Origin of the sequence: Microcoleus sp. Pol12A5 (genome assembly GCF_036701435.1) — a bacterium.
In the GTDB taxonomy this organism is placed as follows: Bacteria; Cyanobacteriota; Cyanobacteriia; order Cyanobacteriales; family Microcoleaceae; genus Microcoleus.
In genome coordinates this window covers 1-15,459 of the sequence record NZ_JAUBQU010000023.1, presented here as the reverse complement: position 1 = coordinate 15,459, position 15,459 = coordinate 1, and the positions used below count along the sequence as shown (strand labels likewise).

The window sequence follows — 15,459 nt, the reverse complement described above, 5'->3', positions numbered from 1 at the left end:
CTATTGTTACATCGTAACGGACGTTTAAGAAACCTTAGAATTTTTTACATCTTTTATGAGATGCGACAAACCTTGTCAATCAGTGTTTTTGTTAACTTTGGCCTGTCGTTTCAACCCTCTGATAATCTTTATACAACGCTCGCCCGTCTTTGTTTATTACAAATTATTACAGAAAGTTATCTCTCTAAGAAGGTAAATGTCTGGCTGGGCAAGTCCGGGCTAATCTCCTTCCTGCGGTAGATGCGGGGTTGCACAAACAAAAGCAGAGTTTGCTTTTTTCGCCCCTGCAGTTGCGGTTGAAGCGCCCCGAACCATCTCATGGACCGATCGCCTTTGTTGGCTTTCTCTGGAAAAGCCAAATTGTTAAGAAGTATTAAGTAAATTAAAGTTTTGGTAAAAAAGGCTGGGGGAATAGGGAAAAAAGCAAAAATTCTGCCCCATGTCAGGATGGCAGCAGAATTGGGTGTGGGCAAAATCCAAAAGATTGCGATCCCGATCGCCACAGCGTCAGCTTTTGCCGGAAATATCAGCATTTAGCGACAAAACTCAGCCGTTGGAAGTTGAAAGACCGGCCCCGGTCTTTCATAACGCGGGGATGCTGGGTCCAGGGAGTCATTGAACTTGACCCCAGAGCCCGAATCTATATACTGTTTGTCGTCGCAGTGGTTGCAAAAAAACTGTCTTCATCTATCTGTTCTATGTTCTGCTTCCCACAGGCTAGTCGCAGGGAAGGGTGTGGCAAGCTGAGCATTGTTGATGGTGAGAAAACCAACATAGGCGATCGAGACCTGTCGAGGCAGGGCCATTTTTCTTTTAACATTAAAACTCAGCGAGATAGATGAGTTAGGATGTTCGCCTTTTATTAGGTTTGTTTTAAGGTAGGTTTTGACCTGCAGCGCACGCTTGCATCCCCCGACTAAAGTCACTCTTGCTTTCAACTTCTTTTCTGTGTAAAAGCCGAAGGAATTGCTAATTTTTAGTAGTAAGGTGGATAGGTGCTATCAGCCGTAGGCCTACAAACGGCGCGATCGAGCAGGCAGACGCATTGAAGTTAAAAGCTTTTTGCTTCCCCGGCATCGAACCGCCCAAAACCAGTCCCAAGTTAAACAGTTTTTTATTCAGAACTCAAAACTTAAAACTCTCTTACTGTAATCAGCCAGATGGATCGGCTGTAGCTGTCCGGCCGCAACCACCTTTATGCCCCACGATCGATCGTAATTTATGTCTTCAAATTCTCCCTCTTCTTGGCACACCGTAGCAATTGACCAAACTCTCCAGCAGCTAAGCAGCAACAAAGACGCTGGCTTGAGCAGCCAACAGGTGTCAGAACGCTTGCAGCAATACGGCCCCAACGAACTCGAAGAAACAGGAGGCCGCAGTCCGTGGTCGATTTTTGTCGATCAGTTCACCAACATCATGTTGTTGATGCTGATGGGTGTGGCCGTGATTTCGGCTTTTTTGGACATCAGGTCGAATACTTTTCCCAAAGATGCGATCGCCATTTTTGCGATCGTCATACTCAACGGCATTCTCGGCTATTTCCAAGAGCAAAGTGCCGAAAAAGCCCTCGCAGCCCTCAAAAACCTCGCTTCCCCCCTAGTCAGAGTCGTGCGGGACGGCAAAACTTCGGAAATAGCAGCCAAGGAACTTGTACCCGGAGACGTGATGCTGTTGGAGGCTGGGGTAAAAATAGCAGCAGACGCACGCTTGATCGAAACATCAAATCTGCAAGTCAGAGAATCTGCTTTGACAGGAGAAGCTCTAGCAGTCACCAAGCAAGCAGAGCTAGAACTTCCAGAAGATGCTTCCTTGGGCGATCGACTCAACCTGATTTTTCAGGGCACAGAAGTTGTTCAGGGACGAGCAAAGGCGATCGTCACCAACACCGCAATGCAAACTGAACTGGGCAAAATTGCCACCATGCTTCAGTCAGTAGAAAACGAACCGACTCCCCTGCAACAGCGGATGGATCAGTTGGGAAAGGTTCTAGTCTCCGGTGCCCTAACCTTAGTCGCAATTGTCGTCATCGGCGGCATGATTACCTTCCAAAACGGCAGCCTCGGGTTCGATACCAGCAGGTGGGAAGATTTGTTAGAAGTTTCTCTGAGCATGGCTGTGGCTGTGGTCCCCGAAGGACTCGCAGCAGTCGTGACAGTTACTTTAGCACTCGGAACTAGGCGGATGGTGAAGCGAAACGCCCTGATTCGCAAACTGCCTGCAGTAGAAACTTTGGGCTCGGTAACTACCATTTGTTCTGACAAAACAGGTACTCTGACTCAAAATAAAATGGTTGTTCAGATAGTGTCTACGGGCGACTGCACAGTCGCAGTCGCAGGCGACGGCTATGCCCCGATCGGAGATTTTACCGATCGCCTGACATCGACCAAAATTAATAATTTAGAGGAATATCCAGAACTCGAATCTTTATTAATTGCCTGTGCAGTTTGCAACGACGCAGTATTGCAACAAGAACAGCAAGAATGGCAGATTTTAGGCGACCCCACAGAAGGAGCTCTGCTGTGTGTAGCGGGAAAAGCAGGCATTTATAAGGAAAAACAGTCTCAATTGCTGCCGCGGACGGCGGAATTTCCTTTTTCTTCGGAACGCAAGCGGATGAGCGTGATTTGTGAAGTGCCCGGCAGATCGGGAAATTCGGGATTTCCCGCAGAAAAAGGACAGCAGCCGAATTATTTGATGCTGACCAAAGGTTCTCCAGAGTTGACTTTGGAACGCTGCAAAGGAATTATAGTCGGCGATCGAGTACAACCTTTAACCCAGGAAATGCGCGATCGCATCCTAGTGGAAAACAACAACATGGCAAGCGGCGGTTTGCGAGTTCTCGGTTTTGCGTACAAACTCTGGGAAAACATACCGCCCGAAGGTTCCGAGGAAACCAGCGAACAAGAGATGATTTGGCTGGGACTCGTCAGCATGCTGGACGCCCCGCGCCCGGAAGTGCGGGAAGCAGTGGTGAAGTGCCGCAATGCAGGGATTCGGGTGGTGATGATTACAGGAGACCACCAGTTGACCGCAAAAGCCATCGCCTACGATTTAGGTATTGCTAGAGAGGGCGATCGAGTTCTCACCGGTCAAGAATTAGAAAAGCTCAGCCAAGAAGAACTCAAACAGCAAGTCGAACAGGTTAGCGTTTACGCCCGTGTTTCCCCCGAACACAAATTGCGGATTGTCCAAGCTTTGCAAAGTTGGGGCAAATTTGTCGCGATGACCGGCGACGGAGTTAACGACGCCCCCGCCTTGAAACAAGCCGATATCGGCATCGCCATGGGGATTACCGGTACCGATGTCAGCAAAGAAGCTAGCGATATGGTACTCCTCGACGACAACTTCGCAACTATTGTGGCCGCCGCTGAAGAAGGGCGAGTGGTTTATAGCAATATTCGCCGCTTTATTAAGTACATTTTGGGCAGCAACATCGGCGAAGTTTTGACAATTGCGGCCGCACCTTTAATGGGTTTGGGAGGAGTGCCGCTGACGCCGCTGCAAATTTTGTGGATGAACTTAGTAACAGACGGCGTTCCCGCTTTGGCCTTGGCCGTGGAACCGGGGGAACCGAACGTAATGAAAAGGCCTCCTTTCAGTCCGCGAGAAAGTATTTTTGCGCGGGGTTTGGGTTCTTACATGATTCGGATCGGGATTATTTTTGCAATTTTGACGATCGCGATGATGTCCTGGGCTTACGGATATACGACCAACCCTAACCATGTCGGAGATCCCGAGGCTTGGAAAACAATGGTGTTTACAACTCTTTGTTTGGCGCAAATGGGTCACGCGATCGCAATTCGGTCTAACACTCAGCTAACTATTGAGTTAAATCCCTTCACTAATGTTTTTGTGTGGGGGGCTGTAATTGTGACTACTATTCTGCAATTGATGCTGATTTATGTTCCGCCACTGAGAGCATTTTTCGGCACTCATTATTTAACGGGGTTTGAGTTGCTAGTTTGCTTCGGTTTCAGCGCTCTAATGTTTGTCTGGATCGAAATGGAAAAACTGTTCTTGCGCTTTTACAAATCTAGAAAATAGTGTTAACGGCTGACGAAGGCTGAGCGAGGTTTCATTATTAGCTATAACGCTCGATTGGGTACTATTTTCAAGAATATCCGCCAGGGGCTGAAACCCCTGGCTCACAGCGAAATTCAGGGCTATGAAGACTAAATAGATTGTCTCACGATTAAACATTTATTACTTCGTTATAATGTCATTGCGAGCGTAACGCTGGGCGAAAACCGCCAGAGCAAAGGCTCGCGGTTACCAACCCGTAAGGTGCGCCCTACGATGACTGTATTACCAATTACCAATTACCGATTACCAATTATCGATTACCACTTACTAATATTATGTATTTGAAAACGCTGCACCTACGGCAGTTTCGGAACTACTTCGATCAAAAGGTAGCGTTTGACGCTCCCAAAACTATTTTAGTAGGAAATAACGCGCAAGGAAAATCTAACTTGTTAGAAGCGGTAGAGTTGCTTTCTACCTTAAAAAGCCACAGGGTAGGGCGCGATCGCGATTTAATACTCGACTCAAAGCCGATAGGGCAAATTGATGCTACACTCGAACGCCAAACCGGAGCGATTGACTTAGCTTTAACTCTTCGCTCTGGGGCGCGTCGGACACTGAAGATCAACGGTGAACCGCTGCGCCGCCATTTAGACTTTTTGAGCGTCTTAAATGTAGTGCAATTTTCTTGTTTAGATTTGGACTTAGTGCGCGGCGGGCCCGAAGGAAGGCGCAATTGGATCGATCGCCTAGTCATCCAATTAGAACCGATTTACGCTCACATTTTGCAGCAGTACAACCAAATTTTGCGCCAGAGAAACGCTCTGTTGAAACGTTCTAAAGAAATCAGGAAAGCGGAATTTTCCGAAGGTTTTGACAAGATGCGATTTATCGGATCTGAAACTCCCGAAGATCAAAATATCGCAGAATTCCCAATGCCCAATGCCCAATGCCCAATGCCCAATGCCCAATCCCCCATTCCCAGTTCAGAATTAGCTTTGTGGGACGCACAGTTGGCGACAGCGGGCGCTCGCGTCATCCGCAGGCGCGATCGAATTTTGGAACGTTTGATGCCTTTAGCTCGAAATTGGCACCGTTCAATTAGCGGTTCAGCAGAAGTTTTAGATGTGAAATACGATGCGAATATTGAAGTAGGGGCGGAATTAATCGCTAAAGATAATCTCGAAGGAGTGCGACAAGCATTTTTAGAGAAAATTCAAAAAAGGGCGATCGCGGAACAGTTTCAAGGAACTACTTTAGTGGGTCCCCACCGCGACGACATTACATTTACCATTAACAATACCCCAGCTCGTCAATACGCATCTCAAGGTCAGCAGCGAACTCTGGTATTAGCATTAAAATTAGCCGAACTGCAGCTTATTGAAGAAGTCGTCGGCGAAGCACCTTTACTCTTGCTCGACGATGTGCTTGCAGAACTCGATCTGAGCCGCCAAAATCAACTTTTAGAAACAATTCAAGAACGATTTCAAACTCTGATTACTACAACTCACCTAGGCGCTTTTGATGCTCAGTGGCTGCGACAAACCCAAATTCTCTCCGTCGTTGCTGGACAAATCAATCGATTTTAGATTTTAGGTTTTAGATTTTAGATTGACAAATTTTCTGTTTCATGGTAAGGGTACAAAAAAAATGAAAAATTGGCATTATGAGCTCTATTCGAGATAGGATAAAGGTTAATTTTGATTGCCGCTTTCGCTTCCATTTTTCTAACCCTTATGAAGCATTACATTTCCCGTCTGTTAGCCCTGGTATTAGTTGTTGTCATCGGCGTAGCGGGCTGTACCAATGTTCCGGCCACTCTGAGTGGAGATTATGGCCAAGACACATTAGCATTAGTGAACAGCTTGAGAACAGCGCTCACTTTGCCAGAGGGCACGCCGGAAAAAGCAGCCGCTCAAGCCAAGGCTCGCACAAGTATCAACGATTTTTTTGCTGCCTACCGCCGCGATCCCGCTCTTACCAAGCTGGCCTCTTTCACGACAATGCGGACGGCCTTAAACTCTTTGGCTGGACATTACAGTTCCTATCCCAACCGTCCTGTTCCTGAAAAATTGAAAAAGCGTCTTGAGTCAGAATTTCAGCAGATTGAAGCTGCTCTTAACCGAGGAGCTTAATCTCAAAATTTAGGATCAAGGATAAATTTTAACAATTCATCTTCATCCTTGATATTTGAGTGTTAACAATTTTTAGTAGAAATATCAACTGCTTTTAGCGCCCACTGTACCCAGGCGCTTTTTTATGCAGCATTTAGGTAAAAAATACTGAAAAATCGAACTGGATTATGATATCAAATCCGGGCTTTTTACCCCCTTTATTTTTGAGTCCGCGAAGGCGCGTGGCTCCGCACCAACACTTAGGCAGAGGAAAGTTTGTATAACATAGCAGCGGTTTAATCGCGGAGTCTTATCTTACCCGATCGCCCTTATTGAATTTAAATAGCCTCCAGATAGAATTTGCATTGTGCGATCGACTTGTGCCATAACTAAGTCAACCGAAAAAAGTAGAAAATTTGTAGCTGCTTGTTGAGCGCGATCGCATTTTTGCGATCGCCACCCAATTTAAACCAGAAAACCCCATTCCATTCTCCCATGAAAATTGCACCAACTCGCATCGCGAATTTTCAACACCAGCGACGCTTTTTAAGTGCGGTAACTGCTGTTTTAACCAGTAGCTTCATCAGCCAGCTTGTTTGGCCGTTTATCGGAAATCAACCAGCTTTTGCCCAAACATCAGCCTACTGCCAATTATCCCAAGAACAGGTCAATCAAAAAGAAGACTTGCGCCGCGCCGCGCTCTCGGGAAAACGGGAATCTCAGCAAGCATATTTTGCGGTTTTGAACAAACACGCGCGGGAAATAGCAGAATGCCGCCAAAAAACTTGGCCGGAAACCCAAGCAGTTTGGCTGCGTTTGTATCCCTGCGATGTCAGACCCGGAGAACTCGATCGAGTATTAGACAAAGTTGTGAATAAAGGCTACAACCAAGTCTATATAGAAACATTTTATGACGGTCAAGTGCTGCTACCAGTCGCAGACAATCCTACGGCTTGGCCTTCTGTTTTGAGAAATCGCGGTTACGAGAAATACGACTTGTTAGAAAAGGCGATCGCCAAAGGCAAACAGCGAGGTTTAAAAGTATATGCCTGGTTGTTTACCATGAACTTTGGGTATACCTATTCTCAGCGTCCCGACAGACAGCAAACCCTCGCTATCAACGGTAAAAATCAGACAACTTTAACAGTAGTTCAAGACGCAGGAATTAACGATGACTTAGGAGAAGTTCCGGGCAATCAAGCCTTTATCGACCCGTACAACCCACAAGCACGGCAAGACTATACTTTGTTAGTAAATCAAATAGTCAAGCGCAAGCCGCAAGGAATGTTATTCGATTACATTCGCTATCTACGCGGCGTCGGACCCGCTTCAGTTGCTACCAAAGTTCAAGACTTGTGGATTTACGGCCCAGCATCGCAGCAAGTTCTTTTGCAGCGGGCTAGCAATCAGCAAGGGCGAGATTTAATTCAGCGATATTTGACTAAGGGATTTATCAATCCTAATGACGTTCAAGCAGTAGTCAAACAGTATCCAACTGAGCGAGAACCTCTTTGGCAGGGCCGAATTCCGCAGGCGATGTCAGTAGCAACTCCACCTTCTAGAAGAGAGAATGCCGCATCAAGATCGGCCTCAACAACTCCCGCTGCTAACAAGCCAAAGGCTGCAACTGCCACACCAAAACCGATACCGCCACTTCCCGATACTGGCATTCTGCAAAAAGACCTCTGGAAACTGAGCGTTGCTCACGCAGTCCAAGGGATTTTAGATTTTTTTGGAATAGCTATTCAACCAGCTCAAAGGATGGGAATTCCTGTAGGAGCAGTGTTTTTTCCCACTGCAAATCAAGCGATAAATCAAGGGGGATATGATTCGAGATTGCAGCCTTGGGACAGCTTTCCGGCTGCGGTGGAATTCCACGCCATGTCTTACGGAAATTGCGGTGATGTAAGCTGCATTGTGCCACAGGTGCAGCGGACAGTGAGTTTAGCGCCTGCGGGAGCAAAAATTATTCCTGCCATTGCTGGAGATTGGGGAAAACCTCTCAGAAATCGGCCGTCTTTGGAGATTCAAATGCAGGCAATTCGCTCGGCTACGCCGCAAATTAATGCGGTGAGTCATTTTGCTTTTGGGTGGCAAGAACTGGAGGATGAAAGGGCGCGGCAAACTTGCCGGTTGTAGGGGGATTCGTTGTTGTAGAGATGCGATTTGTAGCGTCTCTACAAAACTGGATTTGGGAAAGCAGCTAACTGTTGGACAAACTCTTGATGTGCGTCACTGTTTAATCCGGCTTGAAGAGTTGCGATCGCACTTGGCATATCCCCGTCTAATAGTGCTGAAACAGCCAGCCACAAGCCCGGAAAAACTCGGCTGCGGATAATTCCTTCTGCATCGGGTAGCAGAGAAATATATTCTTCTTCCTGCAAGGAAAACCAATCGAGCCGGCGATCAATTACTTGCCAAACGAGATATTCTCTCACCATGCTGCGGCGGTAAACTCGCTTTTTGTCTCGCAGATCGATCGTAGCGGTACTAGCAGCAATTTCGGCAACAAATTCGGGCGCGCCTACGATGTAGCCGTCATCGCTGAGGCTAGTTGCACCGCCTCGTCGGGAATCAATTAGCAGTACAGCATCGGGCTGGGGTTCGTTATCCACGTCGAGACGCACGGTGGGCTTATCGCCGAGCCGAGTATGACAGGTAAAAGCAGCATAAAAGCCCAGACAAGTCATCAGGCGAGCATGGGGTTCGGCGTGGGGTTCAAAGCGTAAGGGTGAAGCCATATAAACAATTCCTTCGATCAATTCTGCTTTTTTGAGTCCCGGCATCGCTGTATAGCGTCGCTCGAATTCGGCACGGGTTAGCAAATCGCCATTTTCCAAAGGAGGGATGCTGATGCAGCTGAGATTTGCGGGAGCAATCATGGCTTTTCTCCTGTTGTTATGCGTCGGTATCTTTAATTTTATCTAATTTTAGGCATACCTGTAAGCCAGAGTTATATTATCAGAAATAAATGCTGTGGCAAATGAGTACCAAATTGGCCAGTCAATGGGCGCTAAAAATCTTGTTCTTAATCGGATCGATCGCCCTAATTTCCCTTATTTCTGAAACGCGACAAACAGCAAACTCACATTCGCTCGCCCAACAAATCGCACCCGTTGAAAATCCCCCGCCAAACCTCCTGAAACCCCGAAAACTCAAAACACCCCATTCTCCCTCCCCAACTCCCTCTCCCAAACCTCCCGAACAACCTTTAGTCTTCGCACCGCCCGCGCAATTTCGCAGCCAAATTGTTTATAAAGCCAGTATTAACAACTCAAAAGTTATCGCCCTGACATTTGACGATGGCCCTTCGCCTGAAACTTTGAAAATATTAGAAATTTTGCAGAAACATCAAGCTGTAGGCACATTTTTCTGCTTGGGCACCAATTTGCGGGAGTATCCAGAAATTGCGAAAAGAGTTGTGCAAGCGGGAAATGCGATCGGCAACCATACTTGGCATCACTATTCTCACAATGTTACCGAAAAAACAGCATCCGATGAAATTTATAATACTGGCGTTCATATTTATCGATCGACTGGGGCAAAAAGTTTCTTGTTTCGCCCGCCCGGCGGCCGCTTAAGTAGGTAAACAAAATTAATTGCCGACTGAGTTGACTTGAAACACTTAATACGTCTAAAGAGTAACAAAGTCGGATGTGTAATTAATTTTGTGTAGGTACTTAAATAACGGTTTGGCAGCTTACGCTAAAAATAAGAATTATGTAGTGGTTATGTGGTCGATCGACCCTAAAGACTTTTTGCAACGTCCGGCCGCTGCGATCGCCCTTACCGTGCTATCCCAAGCGACATCGGGGGCGATCGTATTGTTGCACGACGGCGGCGGCAATCGCCAGCAAACAGTCGAGGCACTATCTGCAATTATTCCCAAACTCAAACAGCAGGGATATCGTTTTGTAACCGTGCCGCAATTGCTGGAAATGCAAGCCACGCAAAAACAGCGAATTGCCGATCGAAAATCCCAATGAACAGACATCTGGGTCAAATTAACTTACTGAGAATTTCATTTGCGTTCATTTGCGTTCATCTGCGGTTAAAAATTCCAATTATGCTAAACTCATTAATAACCATAAAACCCTGTATTAATCATCATGCAAAAACTTTTATTTATCAAGAGACATCAACCTCCGCTATCTAATCGATAAATTCGGCTTGCAGCGAGTTCGCAACAGCGAATTTTTCCGAGAATGGCAAGAAAACTTACCCGAAATAACAGACTCAGAAAAACAATTGCTCGATCGCGTCCAAGACATATACTTCAACTTGGTAGACGCCCCGCCTGTATTAGAAAATGCAGTCAAGCTAACAATTATCAGCCCCATTTTGTTTATTGCCGGTCTGTATGAGTCTCCTTTTCAAGTCAAAGCCGAAAAGTCTATCGCCATTCAAGAGGAAGACGAAGGCAGAATCATCGAAGGCAGAATAGATATCCTAATTATGAAAGCAAACTTGTGGGTGACAGTAATTGAATCCAAACAACTTTCGTTTTCAACTGACGAAGCACTAGCCCAACTCCTGACATATATGCTCGCAGGTCCCAATGCGGAAACTCCTACTTTCGGAATGATTTCCACAGGTGCTAACTTCTCTTTTGTGAAGTTAGTCAGAGGGGAAACTCCCCAGTATGCCTTATCTCCAGAATTTGTAATCCGCAATCCCGGCAATGAATTGTACCGGGTTTTGCAGATTTTAAAACGCCTGAGTCAACTTCCCCACTAGCAATAAAAGGCATTTTGAGTTATCTTTCAAAGCAGACAATATCTAATATCTCAAATTTCAAACTGGTGCGAGCATGGTAAATTACTGGATAGTCGGCGGTGTGGCAATAGCTTCTGTCTGCTGGGCAGAAATAATACGAGACTTTTATCACGTCGTGTCCCATTATTGGGCCCCCCTGCAAAAGCTGCACACCTGGCATCACCGCGTTTTCCGCCCAAATTTGACCCCCGTTAGCGAGACAATTTACAAGCAAGCACACTGGCGTCACGACGTACCCGAAGCTGCAGCGATGATGGTTTTAGGCTTGTTGCTGTGGGTTGTAGCTTATTTTGGGCTGCCGGAATATCACTGGGGTGCAGCAGCAGGTTGTATTTATACTTTAGGCTTTTTGTTGAGCGCGATCGCCCGCGGGTGCGGCATCAAAGGTGCAGACGAATTAACCGACATAACTCACCAACCGGGACACTTCCTTACTCCCCCTGGCAAGTGGTTAGTTAATAAACCTTATCACTGGCGGCACCACTTCGACAATCAAAATGCTTACTATTGCGGTACTTTCACCTTAATAGATAAACTTATGGGTACAGCACTTTCTCTCAAAGGCAAAACTGTAGCCGTCACCGGTGCATCGGGAACTTTAGGTCGTTCGCTTCTCAAACACCTTCACAAAGCTGGTGCAAAAGCGATCGCCCTCACCTCTGGAAATGAGGAAATTACTTTGAATGTAGACGGCGAAAGTTTACCTGTAAAAACCATAACTTGGCAAGCTGGCCAAGAGGCAGACTTAGCCCTATTTTTAGAAAAAATCGATATTCTCGTCATCAATCACGGGATTAATGTACACGGAGAAAGAACAGGAGAGGCGATCGCAAACTCCTACGAAATTAACACTTTTTCCGCGTGGCGGCTGATGGAACTCTTTTTCTTAACAGTCCGCACTAACGAAAACATTGCTTGCAAAGAAGTCTGGATCAACACTTCCGAAGCAGAAGTAATTCCCGCTGTCAGTCCCCTGTACGAACTCAGCAAACGCGCCCTCGGAGATTTAGTCACCCTGCGCCGGCTAGACGCACCCTGCATCGTTCGCAAACTGATTTTAGGGCCGTTTAAAAGCAACTTAAACCCGATCGGCATCATGTCTCCCGACTGGGTAGCACAGCAAGTTGTCAAACAAGCTAAAGCCGATTCGCGCAATATCATCGTGACAATTAATCCTTTGACTTTTATCGTTTTTCCAGTCAAAGAGTTTTTTGTTTCTCTCTACTTCCAAATTTTCAGCCGGAAAGCAGTCTCTTTGGCAGATATAGAATTAGAGCGATCGGACGTTGAAGTAAGAACTAAGTAATATCAAATCCCGTTAAATCAACCTAATGCTTCTAGGGTTCTAGGTGAAGTACGCATGACTTACGCAGTACATTCGGGCTTCACCTAGTGAACTTACAGTGAGAATTGGTATTACTTCTTTCCTAGCAACTCTGCTTTCTTTAGAAGTAGTTTCAGCCTGCTTGGCAACAGTTGATTGAGATCCCAGCGATAACCAAGGTATTTCAAATGATTCCAGGGGTTCAGGAAACCTGTATGAAGATTAACAAACTCTGGCTGGGACTTACCGTTACGGGCAACCACAAAATAGGGTGGTTTGAGAGAAGGATCGACGTGATTGAGGGACATATATTCAATCACATAAGCCCAGCGGGTTTCCTGCGAAACATTAGGTGTTGTACTGTGAAGTGTCAGCGAGGAAAACAAAACAAGATCCCCCGCTTCTGCTTCAATAAAGAGTGGACTGTCAGGAGTTCCATCATACACAGCATAGTTACCTTCAAATTTGTGCGGCAGCCGTTTTTTGTTACTGCCCGGTTGTAACCACAGCCCACCATTTTCGGGGGTCATTCTGGTAAGTGCAATCCACAGTTGGTAGTGATTATCCTTAAGGTTGCTGTAGCCATTGTCCTGATGCCAAGGAAAGGTTTCTGCTCCCGGTCCTTTGGCTACTGCCTGATCCCACCGCACCCAGAAATTTGGACCAATGAATTGTGCAAGCAGTTCCACCAGTCGGGGTTGAGAGATGAAGTTTTGGATTTTTTCACTGTATTGGAATAGCTGACTGTGAAAAGTTAAGCTTCCTTTATTCAGATTATTGTCAATGTGCTTCGGATCGGCTTCTTTAATATCCTCGATCAGTGTTCTCATCTCGGCTTCTGAAAAAAAACCCCGGAACTTAACATATCCATCTTGATTAAACTGATCGATTAATTTTGTCTGTCCCATCTGCTTTACATCTTGAATCAATTTCTCGGTTTTAAACAATGTTTGGTACAAATTAAAAATTTAGTTAATTTGCAACAGAGACGAAGCAGTCATAGCAAAAATAATTGGCAAACTTGTAACTTTAGAAATCCGGTTTTTTGGAGAAACCGGATTTTTATATCTAATTTTTTTTGCCTGTCAGCTTAATTACTAACCTCAGCCATTTCAATCACGCGACCGTCGTAATCCTTGACCAAAAAATTCAGGGGCTTTTCGCGGCGAATTTTATAACTAATTCCGCGAGTTTGTACCCTCATCAATAGCTGATCCAAACATTCGCGATCGAAACAAACGTGACGCGGGCGATTTTTTTCTCCTACACCAGCGCCGCTAATAATGTGCAGTTGGGTATTTTTCATCAACTGATACCACAAACCCTCGGGACTCCCCATGGTTTGAGAGCTCGTTGCCCTCCCGACATTCGGCGACAAATACAGCGGATCGATACCAGTTGTCCCCAAAGTTTGCTCGTAATTGTAGTAGTAGTGCAGCGGCACTTCTGCTACTGGCAGGTTTAGCATACCTTCATAGAACTCCCTCGCTTGTCCGAGATCCGATACCATCACCGTATGTACCTTCGGAGCACTGGTGAGAAACATCCACATCGCCCCCGCATAGGCGGCCAGCAGCATCACCATAATCCCTTGAGTCGAAAACAAGCTGTCCAGGGGCAGGGACGGCAAAAAAGAGCTCAAGTACAAAGGCCGAAGTCCAAAAGCAATAAAACTAACTGCTAGAGTCATGAATTATAAGAAAGGGTAAACAACGAAATTTATCAAGATTGCAGTCGCGATCGCCCGCGAGACTTAAACTATTAGCTTAGCCATCTATGTTAGCAAAAACTAGCGGTTAAGCCCTACCCGATGAAAGTCTTTGTATACGGCACACTCAAACCGGGGGAGTGCAACTACCTCCGCTACTGCGAAGGAAAAGTTGTGGATGCTTGCCCCGCGATCGCCCGCGGTCAACTTTTTGCCCTGCCGATCGGCTATCCTGCGATGATGGCCGGAGATGGCACAGTCTGCGGTTTTCTCCTCTGTTTCGCAAGCTCTGCTATTTTGGACGATTTAGACCGATTGGAAGACTATCATCCGCTGCGGGAACCGACACAAAACGAATATCAGCGACAGGAAATCGAAATCTTCGATCGACACCTCAAACCTCTAGGGACGGCTTGGGCATACTTCATGTTACCCGATCGCGTTCGTTCCCTAGGAGGCATCTGGCTGCCCCACGGCAGATGGGAAAATAGGTTTTTCACCAAATAAGGTGGTTAATGCCGATGAGCTTAGGAAATTGCCATTGCAGTGCGATCCTCTTCGAGGGCTTCGCTAACGGGCGGATCGAACCTGTAACCGTAACCCCGAATAGTTTTAATAAACTGCGACCCCGTAGCATCAACTTGAATCATTTTCTTGCGAATCTGACCGATATGTACGCTAACAACTTGCTTTTCTCCTGTGTCGTCGCAGTTCCACCCCCAGATTTTTTCGATTAGCTGTTGGCGACTCCAAGATTGACCGGAATGACTTGCCAAAAAATACAAGATATTAAATTCCAAGGCTGTTAACTTGATAATGCGATCGTTGAGGGTTGCTTCCCGGCGCGCTGAATCGATCGCGAATTGATCGAATACAATACGTGATGGAGTCACAGGTCTCATCCGTCTCAACACAACTTCTATACGAATTGCCAACTCTGCCAAACCAAAGGGTTTACAGATATAATCATCAGCACCTGCAGACAGGACTTTAAGTTTATCAGCTTCGTCTGTGCGGCTGCTTAGCATGATCACAAAAACATTAGTACGGCGCTGCATTTCCTGGCAGAGGTGATAGCCTGTAGTATCCGGCAAATTCCAATCGAGGACTACTAGCAGTGGCTTTAGTTTCTCAAAAAATTCTAAAGCCGTCTCGCCATCTGCTGCCGAATCTACTTGATATTTCTGAGTTAAAAAACGATGAACTAAAGTGCGAATGGATGGGTCATCATCCACAACTAGAATCTTGGGATCAGTATCAGTAGTCATCACAAAAAAATATTTTTATTGTCAGTTGAAACTTGGCAATTACAGTACAGCTTTAGTCAAGCATAAATCCCAGCTCGCTCCAAATAACTGGCAATTCTTCAATTAACTTAGCTTGGAGGTCAAAAGGCTCTCCCATATCCCAAATTTTGACTTCTAGACGTTCGTTAAATAGGGCTTGCTGAATAATCGAGCGCATATTGCGTGGCCTGGGTTTCGCTCGCACGATCGAGAATAAAGTGCAAGATA

At 46.1% G+C, this 15,459-nt stretch carries 15 protein-coding genes and 1 pseudogene; 9 read left to right on the top strand and 7 right to left on the bottom strand.

What is annotated here, in order from left to right; genetic code table 11:
- Positions 1 to 176: 176 nt before the first annotated feature.
- Together QUA45_RS08860 and QUA45_RS08855 are read right to left on the bottom strand one after the other, a co-directional pair.
- On the bottom strand, positions 177 to 533 hold the full coding sequence (locus QUA45_RS08860) for a hypothetical protein (RefSeq protein WP_333099156.1): 357 nt from the start codon (positions 531 to 533) through the stop codon (positions 177 to 179).
- Positions 534 to 683: 150 nt separating this feature from the next.
- Positions 684 to 938, bottom strand: coding sequence for a hypothetical protein (locus QUA45_RS08855; protein ID WP_333099155.1), 255 nt, complete (start codon positions 936 to 938; stop codon positions 684 to 686).
- A gap of 283 nt (positions 939 to 1,221) precedes the next feature.
- On the opposite strand from QUA45_RS08855, the gene QUA45_RS08850 reads away from it, so the two are divergent.
- From QUA45_RS08850 to QUA45_RS08835, 4 genes are all read left to right on the top strand, one after another.
- A complete protein-coding gene (locus QUA45_RS08850) occupies positions 1,222 to 4,044 on the top strand; it encodes a cation-transporting P-type ATPase (protein ID WP_333220326.1) in 2,823 nt (940 codons plus the stop codon).
- Positions 4,045 to 4,358: 314 nt separating this feature from the next.
- Positions 4,359 to 5,612 (top strand): DNA replication/repair protein RecF, encoded by a 1,254-nt coding sequence (locus tag QUA45_RS08845; RefSeq protein ID WP_333220324.1) that lies wholly within the window; start codon positions 4,359 to 4,361, stop codon positions 5,610 to 5,612.
- Positions 5,613 to 5,759: 147 nt separating this feature from the next.
- A complete protein-coding gene (gene psb27, locus QUA45_RS08840; RefSeq protein ID WP_333066245.1) occupies positions 5,760 to 6,158 on the top strand; it encodes a photosystem II protein Psb27 in 399 nt (132 codons plus the stop codon).
- Between the two features lie 474 nt (positions 6,159 to 6,632).
- Positions 6,633 to 8,276, top strand: a complete 1,644-nt coding sequence (locus QUA45_RS08835; RefSeq protein WP_333220322.1) for a family 10 glycosylhydrolase — start codon at positions 6,633 to 6,635, stop codon at positions 8,274 to 8,276.
- A 38-nt stretch (positions 8,277 to 8,314) separates the two neighbouring features.
- On the opposite strand, the gene QUA45_RS08830 is transcribed toward QUA45_RS08835, so the two are convergent.
- Positions 8,315 to 9,019: a Uma2 family endonuclease gene (locus QUA45_RS08830; protein ID WP_333220321.1), complete on the bottom strand. Its 705-nt coding sequence runs from the start codon at positions 9,017 to 9,019 to the stop codon at positions 8,315 to 8,317.
- 101 nt (positions 9,020 to 9,120) lie between these two features.
- On the opposite strand from QUA45_RS08830, the gene QUA45_RS08825 reads away from it, so the two are divergent.
- The 4 genes from QUA45_RS08825 (at position 9,121) to QUA45_RS08810 (ending at position 12,219) form a co-directional block, all read left to right on the top strand.
- Positions 9,121 to 9,726: a polysaccharide deacetylase family protein gene (locus QUA45_RS08825; RefSeq protein WP_333099149.1), complete on the top strand. Its 606-nt coding sequence runs from the start codon at positions 9,121 to 9,123 to the stop codon at positions 9,724 to 9,726.
- Between the two features lie 79 nt (positions 9,727 to 9,805).
- Positions 9,806 to 10,123 (top strand): hypothetical protein, encoded by a 318-nt coding sequence (locus QUA45_RS08820; RefSeq protein ID WP_333099148.1) that lies wholly within the window; start codon positions 9,806 to 9,808, stop codon positions 10,121 to 10,123.
- 184 nt (positions 10,124 to 10,307) lie between these two features.
- Entirely contained in the window at positions 10,308 to 10,874 is a 567-nt protein-coding gene (locus tag QUA45_RS08815; protein WP_333220320.1) for a restriction endonuclease subunit R, read from the top strand.
- 73 nt (positions 10,875 to 10,947) lie between these two features.
- Positions 10,948 to 12,219 (top strand): bifunctional sterol desaturase/short chain dehydrogenase, encoded by a 1,272-nt coding sequence (locus tag QUA45_RS08810; RefSeq protein ID WP_333220318.1) that lies wholly within the window; start codon positions 10,948 to 10,950, stop codon positions 12,217 to 12,219.
- 110 nt (positions 12,220 to 12,329) lie between these two features.
- On the opposite strand, the gene QUA45_RS08805 is transcribed toward QUA45_RS08810, so the two are convergent.
- Positions 12,330 to 13,196, bottom strand: a complete 867-nt coding sequence (locus QUA45_RS08805) for a phytanoyl-CoA dioxygenase family protein (protein ID WP_333220316.1) — start codon at positions 13,194 to 13,196, stop codon at positions 12,330 to 12,332.
- 131 nt (positions 13,197 to 13,327) lie between these two features.
- Positions 13,328 to 13,927 carry a glyoxalase-like domain protein gene (locus tag QUA45_RS08800; RefSeq protein WP_333078463.1) on the bottom strand — a complete coding sequence of 200 codons (600 nt, stop codon included), beginning with the start codon at positions 13,925 to 13,927 and terminating at the stop codon, positions 13,328 to 13,330.
- Between the two features lie 120 nt (positions 13,928 to 14,047).
- On the opposite strand from QUA45_RS08800, the gene QUA45_RS08795 reads away from it, so the two are divergent.
- On the top strand, positions 14,048 to 14,452 hold the full coding sequence (locus QUA45_RS08795; RefSeq protein WP_333220314.1) for a gamma-glutamylcyclotransferase: 405 nt from the start codon (positions 14,048 to 14,050) through the stop codon (positions 14,450 to 14,452).
- Between the two features lie 20 nt (positions 14,453 to 14,472).
- Here QUA45_RS08795 and QUA45_RS08790 read toward each other — a convergent pair whose 3' ends face one another.
- Positions 14,473 to 15,213 carry a response regulator transcription factor gene (locus QUA45_RS08790; RefSeq protein WP_333220312.1) on the bottom strand — a complete coding sequence of 247 codons (741 nt, stop codon included), beginning with the start codon at positions 15,211 to 15,213 and terminating at the stop codon, positions 14,473 to 14,475.
- Positions 15,214 to 15,265: 52 nt separating this feature from the next.
- Positions 15,266 to 15,459: pseudogene (locus QUA45_RS08785) on the bottom strand (hypothetical protein); the annotation flags it as partial.